The sequence below is a fragment of the Alkalimarinus alittae genome, assembly GCF_026016465.1.
GTDB lineage: Bacteria > Pseudomonadota > Gammaproteobacteria > Pseudomonadales > Oleiphilaceae > Alkalimarinus > Alkalimarinus alittae.
This window is the reverse complement of record NZ_CP100390.1, coordinates 2,809,405-2,830,135: the sequence shown is the minus strand read 5'-3', so window position 1 is coordinate 2,830,135 and position 20,731 is coordinate 2,809,405. Positions and strand designations below refer to the sequence as shown.

Annotated in this window: 21 protein-coding genes; all 21 read left to right on the top strand. The window is 44.1% G+C overall.

What is annotated here, in order from left to right; genetic code table 11:
- Positions 1-5: 5 nt before the first annotated feature.
- Entirely contained in the window at positions 6-1,013 is a 1,008-nt protein-coding gene (gene fliM / locus NKI27_RS12840; protein WP_265046439.1) for a flagellar motor switch protein FliM, read from the top strand.
- A 76-nt stretch (positions 1,014-1,089) separates the two neighbouring features.
- Positions 1,090-1,518, top strand: a complete 429-nt coding sequence (fliN, locus tag NKI27_RS12835; RefSeq protein WP_265049519.1) for a flagellar motor switch protein FliN — start codon at positions 1,090-1,092, stop codon at positions 1,516-1,518.
- A 4-nt stretch (positions 1,519-1,522) separates the two neighbouring features.
- Positions 1,523-2,056, top strand: coding sequence for a flagellar biosynthetic protein FliO (gene fliO, locus NKI27_RS12830; protein ID WP_265046438.1), 534 nt, complete (start codon positions 1,523-1,525; stop codon positions 2,054-2,056).
- A 52-nt stretch (positions 2,057-2,108) separates the two neighbouring features.
- Positions 2,109-2,810, top strand: a complete 702-nt coding sequence (gene fliP / locus NKI27_RS12825) for a flagellar type III secretion system pore protein FliP (RefSeq protein ID WP_265049518.1) — start codon at positions 2,109-2,111, stop codon at positions 2,808-2,810.
- 12 nt (positions 2,811-2,822) lie between these two features.
- On the top strand, positions 2,823-3,092 hold the full coding sequence (gene fliQ / locus NKI27_RS12820) for a flagellar biosynthesis protein FliQ (protein ID WP_265046437.1): 270 nt from the start codon (positions 2,823-2,825) through the stop codon (positions 3,090-3,092).
- A 16-nt stretch (positions 3,093-3,108) separates the two neighbouring features.
- A complete protein-coding gene (gene fliR / locus NKI27_RS12815) occupies positions 3,109-3,897 on the top strand; it encodes a flagellar biosynthetic protein FliR (protein ID WP_265046436.1) in 789 nt (262 codons plus the stop codon).
- A 1-nt stretch (position 3,898) separates the two neighbouring features.
- Positions 3,899-5,032 carry a flagellar biosynthesis protein FlhB gene (gene flhB / locus NKI27_RS12810; protein WP_265046435.1) on the top strand — a complete coding sequence of 378 codons (1,134 nt, stop codon included), beginning with the start codon at positions 3,899-3,901 and terminating at the stop codon, positions 5,030-5,032.
- A 195-nt stretch (positions 5,033-5,227) separates the two neighbouring features.
- Positions 5,228-7,402: a flagellar biosynthesis protein FlhA gene (gene flhA, locus NKI27_RS12805; protein ID WP_265046434.1), complete on the top strand. Its 2,175-nt coding sequence runs from the start codon at positions 5,228-5,230 to the stop codon at positions 7,400-7,402.
- A 141-nt stretch (positions 7,403-7,543) separates the two neighbouring features.
- On the top strand, positions 7,544-8,890 hold the full coding sequence (flhF, locus tag NKI27_RS12800) for a flagellar biosynthesis protein FlhF (protein WP_265046433.1): 1,347 nt from the start codon (positions 7,544-7,546) through the stop codon (positions 8,888-8,890).
- 263 nt (positions 8,891-9,153) lie between these two features.
- A complete protein-coding gene (locus NKI27_RS12795; protein WP_265046432.1) occupies positions 9,154-9,966 on the top strand; it encodes a MinD/ParA family protein in 813 nt (270 codons plus the stop codon).
- A 32-nt stretch (positions 9,967-9,998) separates the two neighbouring features.
- Entirely contained in the window at positions 9,999-10,709 is a 711-nt protein-coding gene (locus NKI27_RS12790) for an RNA polymerase sigma factor FliA (RefSeq protein ID WP_320109464.1), read from the top strand.
- A 175-nt stretch (positions 10,710-10,884) separates the two neighbouring features.
- Positions 10,885-11,271 (top strand): chemotaxis response regulator CheY, encoded by a 387-nt coding sequence (cheY, locus tag NKI27_RS12785; protein WP_265046430.1) that lies wholly within the window; start codon positions 10,885-10,887, stop codon positions 11,269-11,271.
- 14 nt (positions 11,272-11,285) lie between these two features.
- Positions 11,286-12,074: a protein phosphatase CheZ gene (locus tag NKI27_RS12780; RefSeq protein ID WP_265046429.1), complete on the top strand. Its 789-nt coding sequence runs from the start codon at positions 11,286-11,288 to the stop codon at positions 12,072-12,074.
- Between the two features lie 10 nt (positions 12,075-12,084).
- On the top strand, positions 12,085-14,277 hold the full coding sequence (locus NKI27_RS12775; protein WP_265046428.1) for a chemotaxis protein CheA: 2,193 nt from the start codon (positions 12,085-12,087) through the stop codon (positions 14,275-14,277).
- 97 nt (positions 14,278-14,374) lie between these two features.
- On the top strand, positions 14,375-15,583 hold the full coding sequence (locus NKI27_RS12770; RefSeq protein ID WP_265046427.1) for a protein-glutamate methylesterase/protein-glutamine glutaminase: 1,209 nt from the start codon (positions 14,375-14,377) through the stop codon (positions 15,581-15,583).
- Positions 15,583-16,323, top strand: a complete 741-nt coding sequence (locus tag NKI27_RS12765; protein ID WP_265046426.1) for a flagellar motor protein — start codon at positions 15,583-15,585, stop codon at positions 16,321-16,323. The genes NKI27_RS12770 and NKI27_RS12765 overlap by 1 nt, the downstream gene beginning before the upstream one ends.
- 17 nt (positions 16,324-16,340) lie before the next feature.
- Positions 16,341-17,123: a flagellar motor protein MotD gene (gene motD, locus NKI27_RS12760; protein ID WP_265049517.1), complete on the top strand. Its 783-nt coding sequence runs from the start codon at positions 16,341-16,343 to the stop codon at positions 17,121-17,123.
- Positions 17,124-17,367: 244 nt separating this feature from the next.
- Positions 17,368-18,150, top strand: a complete 783-nt coding sequence (locus tag NKI27_RS12755) for a ParA family protein (protein WP_265046425.1) — start codon at positions 17,368-17,370, stop codon at positions 18,148-18,150.
- A gap of 97 nt (positions 18,151-18,247) precedes the next feature.
- The gene (locus NKI27_RS12750) at positions 18,248-19,396 is read left to right on the top strand and encodes a CheW domain-containing protein (protein WP_265046424.1); all 1,149 of its coding nucleotides are present in this window, start codon (positions 18,248-18,250) and stop codon (positions 19,394-19,396) included.
- Positions 19,397-19,632: 236 nt separating this feature from the next.
- Positions 19,633-20,121, top strand: a complete 489-nt coding sequence (locus NKI27_RS12745; protein ID WP_265046423.1) for a chemotaxis protein CheW — start codon at positions 19,633-19,635, stop codon at positions 20,119-20,121.
- A gap of 23 nt (positions 20,122-20,144) precedes the next feature.
- On the top strand, positions 20,145-20,543 hold the full coding sequence (locus NKI27_RS12740; RefSeq protein ID WP_265046422.1) for a DUF2802 domain-containing protein: 399 nt from the start codon (positions 20,145-20,147) through the stop codon (positions 20,541-20,543).
- The last annotated feature ends 188 nt before the right edge of the window (positions 20,544-20,731 follow it).

Sequence of the window (20,731 nt, the reverse complement as noted above, 5' to 3'; positions counted from 1 at the left end):
GCCAAGTGCAAGATTTACTATCACAAGACGAAATTGATGCGCTCTTACACGGTGTCGATGACGGTGACATTGATACAGATGATGATCTGGATGATGAGGGTGTCAGAAGTTATGACCTCGCAAGTCAAGATCGAATAGTTCGTGGGCGAATGCCCACGCTTGAAATGATCAATGAGCGATTTGCTAGGTATACGCGCATTAGCTTATTTAACTTATTGGGTCGCAATGCCGATGTTGCAACAGGCGGTATCCAAATTCTTAAATTTGGCGAATATATCCATACGCTTTATGTACCTACCAGTTTAAATCTTGTAAAAATTCGCCCGCTTAGGGGGACCTCACTATTTATTTTTGATGCAAAGCTTGTCTTTAAGTTGGTTGACAACTTCTTTGGTGGTGATGGTCGGCATGCAAAAATAGAAGGGCGTGAGTTTACACCCACCGAAATTCGTGTCGTACAGATGGTGCTAGAGCAAATCTTTGTTGATATGAAAGAGGCTTGGAATGCCGTCATGAAAGTTGACTTTGAGTATGTTAACTCAGAAGTTAACCCTTCAATGGCTAATATTGTGAGCCCCAGTGAGGTCGTGGTTGTTAGCACCTTTCATATAGAGTTAGATGGCGGTGGTGGTGATTTACATGTCGCAGTCCCTTATTCAATGATAGAGCCTGTTCGCGAAGTTCTTGATGCGGGTGTACAAAGTGACATTGATGATATTGATGAGCGATGGGTTAACGCGCTTCGACGAGATATTCTTGATGCTCGAGTTCCTATTAATGCAACGCTGGTTGAAAAGAGAGTCTCGTTAAGAGATATATCTAAGCTCAAAGCTGGGGATGTTATACCGGTTGAGCTGCCAGATGTTGTCACCATGACAGCCAATAAAATTCCAATGTTTACAGCTAAAGTGGGTCAATTGGGACCTAGTTTGGCGCTTAAAATCGAGAATCGTGTTGGACGCGAAGGCTCTAACTTGAGCAAAAAAGCCGGGAGTGAAGTAAGCGATGAGTGAAAATGATCTACCTGATGAGCAAGGCGAAGCAGGCAAGAGCGAAGATGAAAAGTTAGCTGATGAGTGGGGCGCCGCTATGGCTGAGTCCGGCGATGCTGATAATAGCGTCGATGACGAATGGGCTGCGGCAATGGCTGAAGCGGAAGCCACAGGCGATGATGATGGTGGTGATGGACTCGATGTTCAGGCGGCCCCTTTAGAGGCTTTTGATAGTGGGCCAATGCAAGCAGGAGGCGGTGGGCTAAACCCAGATCTTGATGTTATTCTTGATATTCCTGTGATGATATCTATGGAAGTTGGAAGTACACAAATACCTATTAGAAACCTGCTACAGCTTAACCAAGGCTCAGTTGTTGAGCTCGACCGACTAGCAGGTGAGCCTCTAGATGTGCTGGTCAACGGTACCCTCATTGCCCATGGCGAAGTTGTTATGGTTAATGAAAAGTTCGGTATCCGTTTAACGGATGTTGTGAGTCCTTCTGAACGAATTAAGCGATTGAAATAGACCTATGGATGCTGACAAAGAGAAGCAACATCGCTGGTTTATAACGGTGTTGTTAAAAACATCCACACGCATCGCTATTTTGCTTTTTTTTGTTTGTATTGCAGGAAAAACGCTAGCGGAGGCAGCAAAAGAAACGCCGCTGAGTGATGAACCCGTTGTTGAGGTTGTGGTGGAAAGCTCGCCCGCTAAATTGCCTGCATCGCCAGGGGTTAATTCGTCAGATTGGCTTAAAGCAATACTCGGGCTTATTTCAGTGGTTGTACTGATTTTTGCTATTGCATGGTTTGTGAAGCGGTTCACCGGGCTTGCTGTATCAAATCAGCAGCAGATGCGAATTATTTCAGCTATTCCTGTTGGGGCCAAAGAACGTATTGCGCTAATTGAAGTTGCGGATAAACAAGTTTTGGTAGGGATAACCCAGCACAATATTAATTTATTACACTCATTTGAAGAACCGGTCGTTAATAACAATGATAAAACAACTGTTGATTTTTCTAGCCGACTACAGGCCATTCTTAGTAAAGGGCCTTCAGATTAAGGCGTTAGCCAGAAAGGTGAGCGGATTACTTGCCTTAATAGTATTGGCCGGAATGTCTTTTTCGGTAGCGGCTGAACCTACCGGCATCCCCGCACTCACGCTGGTGACCGATGAAAGTGGCGGTCAGCAATATACGGTGACGATTCAGATTTTGGCGTTAATGACTGCATTAACGTTCTTGCCCGCTGCATTAATGATGATGACGTCGTTTACGCGTATTATTATTTCCTTCTCGATCTTACGTCAAGCAATGGGCCTTCAGCAGACACCATCAAACCAGATATTGATTGGCCTCGCGTTGTTTTTGACTATTTTTATCATGACGCCAGTTTTAGAGGAGGCGAATCGTACTGCAATTCAGCCATACCTAGATGAACAGCTTGCCCCGATGGAAGCGTTGGAAAAGGCTAGTATACCCTTCAGGAATTTTATGCTGGCTCAAACGCGAGAAGATGACTTAAACCTATTTGTGCGTATCTCAGGCAAGGAGTTTCAAACGCTTGAGGATGTATCATTTTGGGTATTGATGCCGGCGTTTGTGACGAGCGAGTTAAAAACCGCGTTTCAGATCGGTTTTATATTATTTATACCATTCTTAATTATCGATATGGTGGTAGCGAGTGTCTTGATGGCGATGGGTATGATGATGTTGTCGCCGATGATTATCTCGTTACCCTTTAAAATCATGTTATTCGTACTCGTTGATGGCTGGGCGCTCATTATCGGCACCCTGGCGGCTAGTTTTGGAATTTAGGGGGCGAACCTTATGACGCCAGAAGTTGCAGTAGAAATAGTTCGTGAAGCACTTTATCTTATACTGCTGATGGTGACGGTTATTATAACCCCAAGCCTCATTATAGGCCTGATGGTGAGTGTCTTTCAGGCCGCCACACAAATTAACGAGCAAACCTTAAGTTTTCTACCCCGATTATTAGTAACGCTTGCGGTTATTATCGTCATGGGACCTTGGATGGTGCAGCGCTTGTTAGAGTATTTTGAGCGACTAGTGACCAATATTCCTATGTTGATTGGTTAGTCTGGGATGGTGTTGAGTGCAATTCACTGAGCAAGTGATATTTAACTGGATCGCAGGTCATTTATGGCCGCTATTTCGCATCGCCAGTTTTTTTATGATTATCCCTATTATTGGTACTCAATTAGTACCTGCACGGATCAGATTAGGTTTAGCGTTGATGATAACCATTTTGGTTGCTCCGTTAATTGACAATATTCCAGTGATCGACCCTCTTTCATTATCATCCATCGGAGTGCTGATTCAGCAAATGTTTATCGGCAGTACGATGGGCTTTATGTTTGTGCTGTTTGTGCAGTTGTTTGTGGTGGCAGGACAAATAATCGCCATGCAAATGGGGTTGGGGTTTGCTTCAATGGTTGACCCCACCAATGGCGTATCAGTGCCTGTTTTATCTCAAATTTTCTTAATTTGTGTCACCTTGTTATTTTTGGCAACTAACGGACACTTGGTGATGATTGAGTTATTTCTAGAGAGTTTTCGAGTATGGCCAATTTCGGGAAGTTTATTTACACCCGGAGGTTTTACGCCTGAAATACTTTGGCAAATGATACACCGTATCTCTTGGATGTTTGCATCAGCGCTATTAGTTGCCTTGCCGGTTATTACATCGGTGCTGGTGATTAATATTTCCTTCGGCATTATGTCCAGAGCGTCCCCTCAAATGAACGTTTTTGCACTGGGTTTTCCAATCTCACAGCTATTTGGAATGTTAATTATCTGGATCGGTTTTATCGGTTTTATGCCTCAATTTCATCGCTTTACCGGAGATGTTTTTGAGTTTCTTCGGTTAATGCTAGGGGTGTAATATGGCTGAAGGGCAAGATAGCAGCGCAGACAAAAGTGAGGACCCCACCGCCAAACGGCTACAAAAGTCCCGTGATGAGGGGCAAATTCCGCGTTCCAAAGAACTTAATACCATGGCGATACTTATCGGGGGAGCGGCAGGCTTATTAATGTTTGGCGATCACTTGGGGATGGCTCTCAAAAGTGTTATGCAGCATAGCTTTTCGTTTGATCGTGAGGTGTTGTTTGATATACGGCAAATGGGGCTGTTCTTAGGGCATAGTTTCACTGAAGTGGCTTGGGCTATGGCCCCTTTTTTGGGTATTTTATTGGTGGCCTCTATTTTAGGGCCGATTAGTTTAGGTGGGTGGCTGTTTTCTGCCAAAGCGCTAGCGCCTAAGTTTAGTCGTTTGAATCCTGTTGAGGGAATTAAGCGAATGTTTGCAATAAAGTCGCTAGTTGAGTTGGTTAAGAGTATTGCGAAAGTGACTGTTGTTGTAACAGTGGCGCTGTTAATGCTCGATGCTTATACGGCGGAGTTATTGGCAGTTGGTACGTTGCCGGTTATTCCTGCGATGGGGAAGGCAGTCAATATTTTGGCCTGGATAGTCTTTTGGCTTGCCTGTTCAATGATAGCGATCGCCGTCGTGGATGTGCCTTTTCAGATATATGACCACAATAAAAAACTTAAAATGACCAAGCAGGAAGTTAAAGACGAATACAAAGATACCGAGGGTAAGCCCGAAGTTAAGCAGAAAATTCGACAGTTGCAGATGGAAATGGCGCAGCGTCGAATGATGCAAGATGTGCCGCAAGCTGATGTCGTTATTACCAACCCCACACACTTTTCTGTGGCATTAAAATACGATGGTGACACCATGGTAGCGCCTGTTGTATTGGCCAAAGGTGGAGACGAGCTAGCACTTAAAATCAGAGAGATTGCAAACGAGCACAGCGTTGAGATTGTACAAGCGCCGCCTTTAGCGCGCTCTATTTACTATAACTCAGAAGTTGGAGATGAGATTCCTAGCGGCCTTTATGTGGCTGTCGCGCAAATTCTAGCTTATATCTTCCAGTTACGCCGTTTCCGCGCAGGCGCTAACCCGAAACCCGAAATGCCTGATTTTCCTATCCCTAACGATTTGAAACACGATTGATGCCTATTTCAAAAGGGAGATTTATATCACCTCATGTTAACTTGAAACCTCAGCATTAACGCGACGTCTGACCAGTACCGGAAACAAAATAAGATAAAACACTAAAGTCGGTATGGTTCCTGCAATCAACATTATTATCTAATAATTTATGTCAAAAAAGCGTCAGTGCGCTTTTATGTGTTGATTGGAATACCTATGGTACAAGCATTCAGCTTAGAAAATTTTAAAAGCCTTACGCAGGGTAATCTTGGCATACCGTTATTGTTGCTAGTGATTTTAGGCATGATGATTTTGCCTATGCCTCCCTTTCTGCTGGATTTACTTTTTACCTTTAATATTGCGTTAGCGATTGTCGTTCTACTTGTCTGCGTATATGCCATGCGCCCAGTTGATTTTGCAATTTTCCCAACCATATTGCTGGTTGCTACTCTTCTAAGGCTTGCACTTAACGTGGCATCGACACGCGTTGTGTTGCTGTATGGCCATGAAGGTGGAGATGCTGCGGGTAAAGTGATAGAGGCATTCGGTGAGGTTGTCATTGGCGGTAACTATGCCGTAGGTTTAGTCGTGTTTGCGATACTGATGATCATTAACTTTGCGGTAGTGACTAAAGGTGCCGGTCGCGTTTCAGAGGTTAGCGCGCGCTTTACCCTAGATGCTATGCCAGGTAAGCAAATGGCAATAGATGCAGATCTTAATGCCGGTTTAATTGGGCAAGAAGACGCAAAAGCTCGACGTGAAGATATTGCCCAAGAGGCCGATTTTTACGGTTCAATGGATGGTGCTAGTAAGTTTGTACGGGGTGATGCGGTTGCGGGCCTGATGATACTGGTCATAAATATCATTGGTGGTTTGACTATTGGTATGGTTCAGCATGGGTTAGATTTTAGCCAAGCCATGGAAAACTATTCGCTGTTAACGATTGGTGATGGTTTGGTTGCACAGATACCTTCGTTATTATTATCAACCGCAGCCGCTATTATGGTGACGCGTGTCAGTACTACACAAGATATGTCTCACCAAATGTATAACCAAATGTTTGCCTCGCCACGATCGCTTGCGGTGGCAGCCGGGATTTTGATTATTATGGGGCTTATTCCAGGGATGCCTCATATGGCATTTCTAGGTTTAGGAGCGCTTGCAGCGGCGGGGGCATATTATATTTGGTATCGAACTAATCGCGGTCAGGTTGATGAGGGTGTGGTCAGGCCTGGCGCGCCTAGTGGAGGGGCTTCAGGCGGGGCTTCGGGTGTTGCGCCTTCATCGGCTTCTGGCAGTAGTCCTCAGGCAGTGCAGCCATCAGGCGAGCCTAAAGAGTTGGGTTGGGATGACGTGCTTACGGTTGATGTTGTTGGGCTTGAAGTGGGTTATCGATTGATTCCATTAGTTGATAAGTCTCAAGGCGGGCAGCTTTTAGGAAGGATAAAGGGGGTTAGGAAGAAGCTTTCTCAAGAGCTGGGCTTTTTGATGCCGTCTGTACACATTAGAGATAACCTCGACCTCATGCCTAACGTCTATCGCATTACGTTAATGGGTGTTAATTTGGCAGAGGCGGAAATTCACCCTGATCGTGAGCTAGCGATAAACCCCGGACAGGTATTCGGAAAGCTTGAAGGGATCGAAGGTAAAGACCCTGCTTTTGGCTTAGATGCCGTTTGGATTGAGTCTAGCCAAAAAGACCATGCACAAACGCTTGGATATACCGTAGTAGATGCAAGTACTGTGGTCGCGACGCATCTCAACCAAATCTTACAAAAGCACGCTCATGAGTTGATAGGGCATGAAGAGGTACAGCAGTGGCTAGAGCAGTTGATTAAAGCTTCACCTAAGTTAGGTGAGGAGCTTGTTCCGTCAACACTATCGGTTAGTTTGTTACTGAAAATACTACAAAACTTATTGATAGAAAACGTGCCTATTCGCGATATGAGAAGCATTGCAGAAGCGATTGTGAACGTTACGCCTAAGAGTCAAGACCCTGTGATATTAGTGGCTGCAGCGCGACAATCTTTGAAACGTCTGATTATTCAAAATATTTGCGGGGCAGAAGGTGAGATACCGGTGATTACATTGGACCCTGAGTTGGAACAACTATTGCTTAAGTCTGTACAGCAGGCACAAAAAGTTGGCGCGGGAGACGATGTTGGGCTGGTGCTTGAGCCTAGAATGATTGAAAAACTACAGCGGTCGTTAAATGATGCCGCTCAGCGTCAAGAGGTCATGGGTAAGCCGCCGATACTACTGGTATCAGCTCCTTTAAGGCCTGTGCTAGCAAAATTTGTAAGGTTTGGAATAGAACGGCTACATGTGCTCTCTTATCAGGAAGTACCTGATAACAAGCAGATAACGATAGTGGCAACAGTCGGACAGTAAGCGCGTTCGTAAAGCCGCCACAATAAGACAGTAATTTGACGGTTAAGAATCATGACCACTCAATAAACGTCAAATAATAAGCTAAATGATATGGGGTGCTTGGACAATACCAAGTACCAGAAAGAGTTGAGGAGAGTTGCCATGAAAGTAAAACGTTTTTTTGCCGCAACAATGCAAGAAGCCTTGCGTATGGTTCGCGAAGAGATGGGTGCCGACGCGGTGATTCTTTCTAACCAAAAGGTCGGTGGCGGAGTAGAAATAGTGACTGCGCTGGACTATGACGAACAGCTTGCGATGAGCCAAGTCGAACTAACGAGCGCAGAAGATAAGGCTCCTTCACCTACGCAGATTGGCCGAATGCAGGCTGAGCGTCACGTTCGCTTGCAAGAGGAAATGGAAAGAGCGCGAGAGAAGATTAGCGGTGTTAAAGGTCGTCGAACAAATGAGACTGAAAATGAACCTCGTGTGACACAGTCAAACGCTACCACGAATACAGATGCGCAACCTGTCTCTGAGCTTGAGACGATGAGAGCAGAGCTGCACCACCTAAGAGATTTACTTAATCAGCAGCTTAAAACCAATGACGAGACACGCAAAGAGCAAGAAACAGAGTCTTCAATTGTCAGATCGAATATTGCTGATAGATTAGGTCGAATGGGGATAGAAAAGACGCTGATAGATGCTTTGTTACCTGGAATTAAGGCTGGGGCCGATATTAGTGAAGCCTGGAATAGAGTATTAGCAGAGCTTTCCCACGTATTGGCTGTCGAAAGTGAAGAGCTTATTGATCGCGGCGGAATCTATGCATTAGTGGGTCAAACCGGCTCTGGTAAAACGACCACCATCGGTAAAATGGCTGCACGGTACGTGTTAGAGCATGGGCCTGAGTCAGTAGCGCTAATAACCACTGACCGTTACCGAATAGCTGCGCATGAGCAGTTAATGGTATTTGGGCGTATTCTAAATATACCTGTAAGGATCGTCGATGAGCATAATTCGTTAGATGATGTTATTGACTCTCTGCAGGATAAAAAGCTCGTACTTATTGATACAGCAGGCTTAAATCATCAGGACCCAGATTGGGCTGAACAACTGCATGAGATTCGTGACTCTAAATATGCTATTAAAAGTTATCTAGTGCTATCGGCTATCACCCAAACGCAAATAATGAAATCTACCTATCACTATTATAAGATGGTTGGCCTTGCAGGTTGTTTGGTGACTAAGTTGGACGAAGCTGTCAGCTTAGGTGAGGTTATAAGCTTTTTGTATTTGAGCGGTTTATCGGTTGCCTATGTGACGGATGGGCAGAAAATACCAGATGATATTCACCTTGCTAAAGCGCACTCGATTATCAGTCGAGGGGTTAGTTTATTTAAAGAGCAAGAGAAGTTTGAGTCGGAGTTACTGTCTAATACTCAGGGGCGAATACAAAATACGGGCAGGGCGAATGAGTTTTCATCAATGTATTTTGGTCACACCGCCTGAAATTAAAAACATAAAACAGTATCCTCTGCTAAACTGATGAAAAGTTTAGTTGTTTTACTGTCAGCTAGGTGACTTGATAGTCTATTTATTAGTCAATGTTAAGGCTGGAATCGAAAACGTTTGATCGTGATGTTGCTTCATCCGCTAGAGGCACTACTCTCATATGGCTGCAAAGAGTGGCTGGAGGTGAACCAGAATGAGTACTTATTCGTTAAGCACAGTGAGCAGCAAATCGTTAGTAGTAATAGGGGAAAAACACCTGTATGAGTAATTCAAATTCAGTCCAGGTTATTGCGGTTACCGGCGGTAAAGGTGGTATTGGCAAAAGTAATGTTTCTATCAACCTTGCGTTGGGGCTTGCTGCAATGGGTCGCAGGGTTGTTGTGCTGGATGCCGACTTAGGGTTGGCAAATATTGATGTCCTTTTAGGTATTACGTCAAATAAAAATTTATCCGATGTGTTATCGGGTGAGTGTGGTTTGAGAGAAGTAATGGTCAATGGACCTGGGGGGATTAAGGTTGTTCCTGCTTCGTCAGGCACTCAAAAGATGGTGTCGTTAAGTCCGCTTGAGCATGCAGGATTAATCAATGCATTTAGTGAGATCTCTGGCGACCTTGATGTTCTTATTGTAGATACTGCAGCCGGTATTTCTGATGGTGTTATAAGCTTTTTAAGGGCCGCTCAAGAAATACTCGTAGTCGTTGTTGATGAACCTACTTCAATTACAGATTCCTATGCGCTGATTAAACTATTAAACCGCGATTACGGTATTCACCGGTTTAGAGTGCTGGCCAATATGGTTAAAACCCAGCAAGAGGGACGTCATTTATACTCAAAGCTGGTAAAAGTTACCGATCGGTTTCTTGATGTGGCGCTTCAATATGTGGGAAGTATTCCATTTGATGAAGCGGTGAAAAAATCAGTGCAACGTCAACGTGCTGTGCTAGACGCTTATCCTCGTGCAAAGGCCTCATTAGCCTATAAATCGTTAGCGCAAAAAGCTGATAGCTGGCCTCTACCGTCATCACCTAGAGGTCATCTTGAGTTTTTTGTAGAACGATTGTTGCAGGCTTAAATTATTAATTTATGGCATTGGTACACGGCCAGATGATGTATAGTGATTCAAACATTGAACGGGCTGATAGTTTAGTTCGACAACACGCACCTTTGGTGAAGCGTATTGCTTATCATTTAATGGCAAGGCTTCCCGCTAGCGTGCAGGTCGACGATCTCATTCAGTCTGGGATGATGGGGCTATTAGAAGCCTCTAAAAAATATGAACCATCGAAAGGAGCGTCATTCGAAACCTATGCAGGTATTCGTATACGTGGCGCAATGATGGATGAGATTCGTAAAGGTGACTGGGTACCCCGGTCGGTTCATAGAAATACGCGAAAAATATCAGAAGCGATCAAGCGGGTTGAAGATCTTAAAGGAGGCGACGCAAAAGATCATGAAGTGGCCGCTGAGCTCGATATGGAATTGGATGAGTATTACGCTTGTGTAAAAGATAGTGCGAGTGGAAAACTTTTCAGTTTTGAGGAAATACTAGAGGGGGGGGATGCAGCCGTTGATCAAACCCCTGAAGCTGTGGATAATCCCTACGCAGAATTACAGGATGATGCGTTTAAAGAAGGATTAGTAAAAGCCATTGCTTCGTTGCCCGAGCGCGAGCGGCTAGTGCTCTCGCTTTACTATGATCAAGAGCTCAACCTGAAAGAAATCGGGGAGGTGCTTTCGGTAAGCGAATCGAGGGTTAGCCAAATACATAGTCAGGCGGCGTTGCGCTTACGTTCTCGGCTTATTGACTGGCATTAAAATTGATATGCACATAGCTACTTGAATTTTTTAAGAAAAAGAGAGTAGTGATTTTGCGAAACTTTAAAAAAAACTGGATACCCCTCGAACTCAAGCTAGACTTATATTTATACCATAAACCTGAATAGAGTTCGGGCTAGATAAGGGTTCCAGCTTCGGCATTTTGGAGGTCGACTTGGATAAAAATATGAAAATTCTGGTAGTTGATGATTTTTCAACTATGAGAAGAATTATAAAGAACCTATTAAGGGATCTTGGCTTTACCAATGCAGATGAAGCAGATGACGGGAATACCGCTCTGCCAATGCTTCAGACGGGCAAGTATGATTTTTTGGTAACCGACTGGAATATGCCAGGGATGACTGGTATAGACTTGCTGCGTGCAGTACGAGCAGATGCAAACTTGAAAGGGTTGCCTGTTTTGATGGTGACAGCTGAGGCCAAGCGGGATCAAATTGTTGCTGCGGCTCAGGCAGGGGTTAACGGTTATGTTGTTAAGCCTTTTACTGCGGCAGTGCTAAAAGAGAAAATTGATAAAATCTTTGAGCGTATCGATTCTTGAGCGCGGGTTAGTGCATGACAAATAAAGAAGAAAACACGCAATATACGCCAGAATTTGAAGCGCAACTAAAGCGTCAGGCTTCTGACCTAAAAGACTTAGTAGACGCAGGCAATATCACTGAAGCAATAAAGGTTGTTGCTGAACTCAACTCCACGCGAGATCAAAGTCTGTATAAAGAAGTCGGGCGTTTAACGCGTACTCTTCATGAGTCAATTAGAAATTTTCACCTTGATTCTGCTGCAGATACAAATCAAGACGAGCTCTCTAAGATAGATGATGCCACTGATCGACTCTCTTACGTTGTTGATATGACGAATAAGGCTGCAAATAAAACGCTAGACCTTGTAGAAGAGAGTATGCCAATTGCTTCAGAAATGAAGCAAGAGGCCGATATTCTGAAGGGAGATTGGAGTAAGTTAAGGCGTAGAGAGATGAAGCCTGAAGAGTTTCGTCTTTTATACAAGAGAATGGACTTGTTTCTTAATAAGCTAAGTCAGCAGTCAGACCAAGTTTATCGAAACTTGTCAGAAATCCTGCTTGCCCAAGATTTTCAGGACCTTACCGGTCAAGTGATCAAACGGGTAACAGGCTTGGTGCAGGAAGTAGAAGAAAATCTTGTAAACTTAGTGGCTATGGCGGGTAAAGTCGATCAAATTACCGGTACTGTTCATGAGTGGTTAGAACAAAAAGAAGAAAATAATATTGAGCGTGGTGAAGGACCTCAGATGAACGCCGAAGAGCGTATCGATGTGGTTTCGAGTCAAGATGATGTGGATGATTTACTCTCCAGTCTAGGTTTTTGAGGAGTGCTGCATGGGGTTTGAAGCGGATGAAGAGATTCTTCAAGACTTTTTAGTAGAGTCTGGGGAAATTCTTGAGCTTCTGTCAGAGCAACTGGTGGATTTGGAGCAAAATCCGGATGATACGGATTTGCTTAACGCGATTTTTCGTGGGTTTCATACAGTAAAAGGCGGAGCTGGTTTTCTACAGCTTGATGCGTTGGTTGAGTGCTGTCACGTAGCGGAGAATGTGTTTGATATTCTTCGTAATGGCAAGCGCAGGGTCGACGCAGAGTTGATGGATGTAGTACTGCAAGCGCTTGACGTCGTTAATGAAATGTTTGATCAGTGCCGAAACAGAGAGGAACTTGTTCCGGCTAATCCTGCTCTTATAGAAGCCCTCGCAAAACTTGCAGTGCCTGAAGTCGCAGGCGCAGCTGTATCAGACGATACGTCTATAACAGTTGATGAGGCCCCTTCAGTAGACAATGCTCCAGAAGACGGTGATATTACAGATGATGAGTTTGAGCAATTACTCAATGCGCTTGATTCACCAGAAACGCCTTCGGACGCGACGTCTAATGTAGACGCACCTTCAGTCTCATCTGATGATGAAATTACTGATGAAGAGTTTGAAAAACTGTTAGATGACTTACATGGAACGGGTAAACACAGTAGCGCAGACGATAATGTCGCCTCTGAGCTTGCTGCCCCTGAGTCCGGTGAAATTACCGATGATGAATTTGAGCGTTTACTTGATGACTTGCACGGTAAAGGCCAGTTTAAAGATGAAGTAGCGAGTGGAGGTGCTTCTACGCCTGCTGATGCGCCATCAACAGGGGCGCCAGCGAGTGATGAATCATCTGATGTAATCGACGACAGTGAATTCGATAAACTACTCGACGACTTACATGGACAAGGGAAAGGCCCTACTGTGGGCGGTAGCAAGCCAACTCCAGAAAGTAAGCCAAAGCCCGAACCCGCTCCCAAAGCGGCACCTAAGCCAGCTGCGCCTGTCACTCCCGCAGCCGCAAAAAAACCTGCAAGCAAAGAACAATCGATCGCTACTGAAACAACCGTGCGCGTTGATACTAAGCGACTCGATGACATCATGAATATGGTCGGTGAGTTAGTCTTGGTTAGAAATCGACTCAAGCGGCTTGGCGACGAAAGTGAAAATGAAGCAATGCATAAAGCGGTGTCTAATTTAGATGTCGTGACTGGCGATTTACAATCTGCTGTGATGCAAACGAGGATGCAGCCGATTAAAAAGGTATTTGGCCGATTCCCTCGAGTGGTAAGAGATCTCGCCAGAAACTTGAAGAAAGAAGTTAATCTTGTTTTGAAAGGTGAAGATACCGACCTAGATAAAAACTTGGTTGAAGCGTTATCTGATCCCCTTGTTCACTTGGTGAGAAACGCAGTTGATCATGGAGTCGAATTACCTGACATCAGAGAAGCCAATGGTAAACCAAGAATAGGTCAGGTTATTTTAGCGGCAGAGCAGGAAGGTGACCATATCCTTCTCTCTATTAAGGATGACGGGGCGGGTATGGACCCCGATGTTCTGCGACGAAAAGCTGTTGAAAAAGGGTTGTTTGACGAAGATGCCGCTGAAAGACTAACTGATACAGAGTGCTTCAATTTGATCTTTGCGCCTGGTTTTTCTACCAAAGTAGAAATCTCGGATGTATCAGGGCGTGGTGTTGGGATGGATGTTGTTAAGACTAAAATTACGCAACTTAACGGCACCATCGCTATAGACTCTGTCTTGGGTAGCGGCTCTCACATTGTTATTAAAGTACCGTTAACGTTGGCAATTATGCCGACGCTAATGGTGTTACTCGATGACCAGTCGTTTGCATTTCCGCTTGTAAGTGTTGTTGAAATTTTTCATCTCGACTTATCGAGTACAAATATTGTTGATGGTCAAGAGTGTGTCGTGGTGAGAGATAACGTGTATCCACTTTTCCATATTAAACGATGGTTAGTTAAGGGTACGCCAAATCAGCCTGAAGCAGAATCTGCACATGTTGTTATAGTATCGGTAGGGACTAAACGAGTAGGCTTTGTTGTGGACCAATTGGTTGGCCAAGAAGAAGTGGTTATTAAACCGTTAGGGCGAATGCTGCATGGCACACCGGGTATGTCTGGGGCAACGATAACGGGTGATGGACGGATAGCGTTAATTCTTGATATTCCCAGTTTGTTACAGCGTTATGCATAACCTTGCCGAGTATATTTAATAAACCGTTAGAGCGATTATAGAAACGTCCTGAGGTGTAAAAGCATCTGGGGACGCATTTCTATCTGGAGATTCATGAATGACGGTTACCGTCTTAGTAGTTGATGATTCCGGATTTTTCAGGCGGCGAGTCTGCGAAATACTAGGATCGATAAGCTCAATTAAGGTCGTTGGTACTGCTAGTAATGGTCAGGAAGCACTTGAGTTGGTCAAAAAACTTAAGCCTGATGTGGTGACCATGGACTACGAGATGCCAGTAATGAACGGTGTGGCTGCAGTTAAGCTGATCATGCAAGAAGCGCCTACACCTGTGTTAATGTTTTCTTCTCTTACTTATGAAGGTGCGCGTGTAACCCTTGATGCACTAGAAGCCGGTGCTGTTGATTTTTTACCCAAGAATTTTGAAGATATTGCGAGAGACTCAAGCAATATTCAATCGTTGCTTAAGCAGCGAATATTAGCGGTTGCAGCTACTAATAAAAATCGATTGTCTTCCCCACGCACCTTCTCTCAAGATACACATAAATCCACTTCACCACAGCTAAGTTCGACACGGTTAAATAGTCGAACCACTATAGACAGGAAAACAGTAGATAGTGTAAAAAAGTCTACAATGGGTGCTGTACCAGCACCCGATAGTCAGAATGCAGAAAGGCGGCCTTTTTATGAAAAAAAAGCACCTGCATCTAAGTCTGTTTCAAGTAACAAACTCAACCATCCTGTAAGTCTGGTTGCGATAGGCACCTCAACAGGCGGGCCTATTGCGTTACAGAAAATACTCACCCAATTGCCATCCAACTTTCCCAAACCCATCCTGCTTGTACAGCACATGCCTGCGTCTTTTACGCAGGCGTTTGCTGATCGGCTGAACCGACTTTGTCAGATAACTGTCAAGCAAGCTGAAGACGGAGATGTGCTGACGCCCGGTGTAGCTTTATTGGCGCCAGGGGGAAAGCAGATGATTATTGAAAACCGCTCAGGTGTGGGGCGCATTAAAATTCTTGAAGGTGATGGTCGGATACATTACAAACCGAGTGTTGATCTAACATTTGGTTCAGCAGCGAGGAATTATCCGGGTAAAACGCTAGGCATCATTCTCACCGGAATGGGGGCAGACGGTAAGGACGGTTGCCGGTTAATGAAGCAGACTGGATCAACGGTCTGGGCACAAGATGAAAAAAGCAGCGTGATTTACGGTATGCCGATGTCTGTGGTTAAGGCAGGATTAGCTGATGAAATATTGAATATATCGGATATTGCAGGGCGCATTGTGACTGGAGTGATGTAATGGATTTACTCAGTATTATTGGCGTTATTTTAGCCTTTGGTGCAGTTATTGGGGGTAACTTCCTAGAAGGGGGGACCATTGATGCATTGATAAACCTGCCAGCGACCATCATTGTTATTGGCGGTACCTTTGCCGCCATTATGTTGCAAACATCACTCAAACTTTTAAAGCACGCAGGGCGTATGCTGCTTTGGGTTTTTGTGCCGCCATATGTCAGTTTGGAAGATGGTGTCGATAAAGTAGTGCAATGGAGCATGAGAGCCCGAAAAGAAGGGTTGCTCGGGTTAGAGGCTATTGCAGGTAAAGAAACAGAACCGTTTGCCAAAAAAGGGTTGCAGCTGTTAGTCGATGGGGCAGAACCCGATATGATTAGAAGTGTCATGGAGTTAGACCTTATAGCCAAAGAAAATCGCGACTTTGATGGTGCAAAAGTGTATGAAAGTATGGGGGGGTATTCGCCTACCATCGGTATCATTGGGGCGGTTATGGGCTTGATTCATGTGATGAGCAACTTAGAAGATCCTGCCTCCCTAGGAGGGGGGATTGCAACTGCATTCGTAGCTACAATTTATGGTGTCGCGTTTGCTAACTTATTGCTGTTTCCTGTTGCGAGTAAGTTAAAAGCGGTAATAAAGCTTGAATCCTTGTATCGAGAGCTGATTATTGAAGGACTAATATCAATCTCTGAAGGCGAGAACCCCCGCTCAATAGAGTTAAAGCTACGTGGCTTCCTTCATTAACATAGGATCAACGAGTGATGAGACGACATAAAGAAGAGGAAGAGTCTCACAACAAAGAGCGTTGGTTGGTGTCTTATGCTGACTTCATAACCCTATTGTTTGCATTTTTTGTTGTTATGTATTCAGTATCTTCGGTGAATGAAGGTAAATATAAAGTGCTGTCTAAAACCCTAGAAGGAGCTTTTAACACCGTTCAACGCACGACAAAACCTATCCAGGTGGGTGAGTTTTCGCCTCTGTCAGAGGATGATAACGCAAGTGATCAGCAGATTCAGCCTATCGACACAATTCCCCGAGGAAGCGATGGGCAAATAAACGATAGAACCAAAGGAATGAGAGCGCTTGCCGATAAATTCTCGGCTGAATTTTCTGGGCTTATCACGGATGGATTGGTTTCCGTCAACGAAAATAAAGACTGGGTAGAAGTATCTCTATCAAATAAAATCTTGTTTAAAAGTGGTGACATTGAACCCGATGCGGGCGCCTTTCCTATTCTTGAACAGATCGCGGCCATTTTAAAGCCACAAGATAACGCCCTGTTGATTGAGGGGTTTACAGATAACATACCTATTCGTACTCGAGCGCACCCCTCTAATTGGGAGTTATCTTCAGCTCGTTCAGCCGCGGTTGTTCGCTTATTGGCGGAAGAAGGCCTTGACCCTTCAAAAATGGCTGCGATAGGCTATGGTCAGTTTCAGCCTGTTGCAAGAAATGATACGCCTGAAGGCCGCAGTCGAAATCGTAGGATTGTGTTAGTCATTTCAAAAGACCCTAATGTTAGAGCCACCTTACGCAACTAAGGTTAAAACGCCTCTACTTTTCTTTACATTTTTCTATGGCATGATTCCTGCTCTTTAGTACTAATATAGTACTAATATAGTACTAATCGAGTAATAGCGGCAAAGTGATGCCCCTTGGTTTGTATGTTGTGGCGATGAGAATCCCATTTAATTACTAAACCTGTTGTTAAGTTATTGAGATTGTTGTCGATATAACTAGCTTGGGTCTTTTATTTTAATAGACAGAAAATGAAGAGGTTACGCTGTGCGTATCTGGGCAATTGCAAATCAGAAGGGTGGTGTAGGTAAAACGACGACCACTGTTGCGCTGGGCGGGATATTAGCTAAAGAAGGTAAGCGCGTGCTATTGATGGATCTTGATCCACACGGCTCACTGACTAGTTATTTTAAATACGACCCTGATACCATCGAACATAGCGCATTTGATTTGTTTTTGCATCAGGGTAAAGTGCCAGAAGACTTGCCATCAACATTGATTGTGAAAACATCAATGCCTGGCTTAAAGTTAATGCCTGCATCGACAGCATTAGCCACACTAGAGCGACGCATGGTTGGGGTTGAGGGTATGGGGCTCATTATCTCGCGTGCTTTGGCTATACTCTGGGATGATTTTGACTACGTATTGATTGATAACACGCCGTCACTGGGTGTTTTAATGATCAATGCGCTCGCGGCTAGTCAGCACCTTATGATACCTGTGCAGACTGAATTTTTAGCCCTTAAAGGCCTAGAAAGGATGATGCACACACTTGAGATGGTGATAAAATCTCAGAAAAGTAAATTGACGTACACCATTATACCGACCATGTTTGATAGACGAACTCAGGCGTCAGTGCAGAGCCTTAGATCGGTCAAAAATACATGGGGTCAACAAGTCTGGAAGTATGCCATTCCGGTTGATACAAAATTTAGAGACGCCAGTAGGATTGGCATCGTACCTTCTGAGCTGGATGCGTCAACTCATGGTGTGCGAGCTTATAAAAAGTTATTAGAAAATATCAGGGAAGGCGAAACAGTCAATGCCTGATTGTGTACGGGTAAATACGGTCAATGACCTGTCATTTACCGGTTGCATCATTCGTTATAAACGTTCGATATAAAGTGTTCGATATGAGTAGTTCGATATGAGTCGTAAACGATATACCGATACCATAAATCCTCAAATTGCGGTGCAAGACTATCTTAACGATTTATTGCAAGCGCAACCTACCACGTCACCGTTGGACAAGCTAAGGCAGGAAGAGGAAGACAAGGCTCTGCAAGCAGAGGCAGACAAAAACGCTCAAATTTTCAGAAAAAAGGAACAAGATAAGCTTGTTCAAAAGCCTGTTATCGCAGCACCGAGTACGCAAGCGTTAAGCGTCAGACCTCAATCGTCCTATACTAGTGTTAGTGCGGCATATTCTGCTGGCAGAGAAACGTCACTGGCAGCCCAAAGACTTGAGAAAAAAAGAGCTTTAGGAAGAGCGTCTCAGCGGGACTTTCGTGAGCCGTTATCAATTAAGCCGTTGCCATTAAAGGTCATGCCGGTTGTTCAGTCGCTTGAAGGCAGTGTAGTGGAAACGACTCAAGCACCTGCTTCAGCACCAACCATTAGCATTAAGGAAAAACTGGAAAAAACAGTAACAAGACCTGCTGCCACATTAGCTAAACATAAACCGACAGAAATCCTTCAGCACCCCGAAAACCTCCAATCCGCTGAGCGGGCATTAACTCAACCCGTTGAAACCTCGGTCGAGATAATAGAGGAAGTACCTCCCGTATCGACTGAAGACCAGAAATCTTCAGGTGAATGGCTCGAAAATGGAAGACCGCAATGGGCTCAAGGGCGTTTTGAGTGTTTACTTTTTACCGTTGCAGGGCTGAAATTGGCTGTGCCGTTAGTGTCTTTGGGGGCTATTCATACTATTGATCAAGAGCTAACACCACTCGTTGGGCGGCCTCGTTGGTTTTTGGGTTTACTGCCGGTTGGTGAAAAAAATATTCGAGTGGTTGATTCTGCTTTATGGATTATGCCTGAGCGTTATCATGAAGGCGTTAAAGATGGGTATCGGTTTGTGATTCGGCTTGATAATAGCGAATGGGGCATGGCGTGTGACTCAGTTGCTCAATCGATCACTATTTCGCCTGAGGAGGTTCGTTGGAGAACTAATAGAGGTAAAAGGCCTTGGTTAGCCGGCACTGTGATTGATCATATGTGCGCGTTAATGGATGTTGCCGCTGTTGCTCGTCTTCTTGATACTGCAGAAAAAACCAACCATTCCCCGATTTAAACCGTTAAATCCTTTAATTTTAGCTTACGCTAAATCTTATTCTTATCACGGTTCTGTCACTTATCTAAACTCTGTCTATACTATACCTAAGCATTTATGACTTTTTATTTATAACGTGGCATGAATTGTGCGATAGAGAACTAAATTAAGTTTAAAAGATGATTTTTTGACAGCTTTTTTGGTATAAACAATTTTTGACGCTCGATTATTAAAAATAGGATCAAGAGGTTCGGAATATGGCATCTAGTACAGCTCATAGTGGTCAAACTGCAGAAGATCCTATCTTCCAGTATGTAACCTTTCGTTTAGATGATGAAACATACGGTATAAACGTAATGCAGATTCAAGAAGTGTTACGTTACACCGAAATTGCACCGGTGCCAGGTGCGCCAGATTATGTATTGGGAATTATCAATCTTCGCGGTAATGTGGTTACGGTAATTGATACACGAAAGCGGTTTGGACTTACTCAGTCTGATATTTCTGATCATACCCGTATTGTGGTGTTGGAAATAGACAATCAGGTGGTAGGTGTATTAGTCGACTCTGTGGCAGAAGTGGTTTATTTAAAACAGTCAGAAGTTGAGACTGCGCCGAATGTTGGTAATGAAGAGAGTGCTCGATTTATTCAAGGCGTGTGTAATAAAAATGGTGAGCTTATTATTCTTGTTGAGTTTGAAAAAATGCTCAGCGAAGATGAATGGGCTGATATGTCAAGCCTGTAAGGTTTGAGAGTAAGGAGAAATATATGCTAGAGCAATATGCACCATTATTAAGTTTGGCTGTGTCTGCCGCGTTGGTGGGGTATGTCGTTTATCTTAGGCATACGATTAGTAAGCAGACAGCAAAACAAAATGAACTGATTAAATCGGTGAGTCAGGAGCTGCAAGCGATTGGCAGTGGCTCTATGGGTATTGGTCGAAAGCTTATTTCACTTGAAAAACAAATATCAGAATTAAAGCATAATCAGGATGAAATGGTTAAAAATGATCCGAATAGGGTTTCTTACACTGAAGCAACACGCTTAGTTGAACTAGGTGCAGATGTAGAAGACCTTATGAATAGTTGTGGTATCTCGCGCCCTGAAGCTGAGTTAGTGACAGCGTTAAGTCAGAAAAATCAGTCTTGTGATATAACTGTAAATTAGTTTTTAGAGTGCATGCGAACCGCTATTTGAACTCCCGCTAAAGGCGGGATTTTTTATGCGTACTACCATATTTTTAGAGTAATAAGGGGGGCTATATCTAGCGGCACTGCTACACTTAATAGTAACGTTGGTCGATGGGGTGTGGATTACGTAGCACAATCCATTGGTTTAAAATTGTCTCGGTATCG

Excerpts from the sequence above, each read along its gene's own strand:
- fliN (WP_265049519.1), top strand. The coding sequence starts at position 1,090 with ATGGCTGAGTCCGGCGATGCTGATAATAGCGTCGATGACGAATGGGCT.
- motD (WP_265049517.1), top strand. The coding sequence starts at position 16,341 with ATGAGACGACATAAAGAAGAGGAAGAGTCTCACAACAAAGAGCGTTGG.
- NKI27_RS12780 (WP_265046429.1), top strand. The coding sequence starts at position 11,286 with ATGACAAATAAAGAAGAAAACACGCAATATACGCCAGAATTTGAAGCG.
- fliO (WP_265046438.1), top strand. The coding sequence starts at position 1,523 with ATGGATGCTGACAAAGAGAAGCAACATCGCTGGTTTATAACGGTGTTG.
- NKI27_RS12790 (WP_320109464.1), top strand. The coding sequence starts at position 9,999 with ATGATGTATAGTGATTCAAACATTGAACGGGCTGATAGTTTAGTTCGA.
- fliQ (WP_265046437.1), top strand. The coding sequence starts at position 2,823 with ATGACGCCAGAAGTTGCAGTAGAAATAGTTCGTGAAGCACTTTATCTT.
- NKI27_RS12765 (WP_265046426.1), top strand. The coding sequence starts at position 15,583 with ATGGATTTACTCAGTATTATTGGCGTTATTTTAGCCTTTGGTGCAGTT.
- fliP (WP_265049518.1), top strand. The coding sequence starts at position 2,109 with ATGTCTTTTTCGGTAGCGGCTGAACCTACCGGCATCCCCGCACTCACG.
- flhA (WP_265046434.1), top strand. The coding sequence starts at position 5,228 with ATGGTACAAGCATTCAGCTTAGAAAATTTTAAAAGCCTTACGCAGGGT.
- flhB (WP_265046435.1), top strand. The coding sequence starts at position 3,899 with ATGGCTGAAGGGCAAGATAGCAGCGCAGACAAAAGTGAGGACCCCACC.
- flhF (WP_265046433.1), top strand. The coding sequence starts at position 7,544 with ATGAAAGTAAAACGTTTTTTTGCCGCAACAATGCAAGAAGCCTTGCGT.
- NKI27_RS12795 (WP_265046432.1), top strand. The coding sequence starts at position 9,154 with ATGAGTAATTCAAATTCAGTCCAGGTTATTGCGGTTACCGGCGGTAAA.
- NKI27_RS12770 (WP_265046427.1), top strand. The coding sequence starts at position 14,375 with ATGACGGTTACCGTCTTAGTAGTTGATGATTCCGGATTTTTCAGGCGG.
- NKI27_RS12740 (WP_265046422.1), top strand. The coding sequence starts at position 20,145 with ATGCTAGAGCAATATGCACCATTATTAAGTTTGGCTGTGTCTGCCGCG.
- NKI27_RS12750 (WP_265046424.1), top strand. The coding sequence starts at position 18,248 with ATGAGTCGTAAACGATATACCGATACCATAAATCCTCAAATTGCGGTG.
- NKI27_RS12745 (WP_265046423.1), top strand. The coding sequence starts at position 19,633 with ATGGCATCTAGTACAGCTCATAGTGGTCAAACTGCAGAAGATCCTATC.
- NKI27_RS12775 (WP_265046428.1), top strand. The coding sequence starts at position 12,085 with ATGGGGTTTGAAGCGGATGAAGAGATTCTTCAAGACTTTTTAGTAGAG.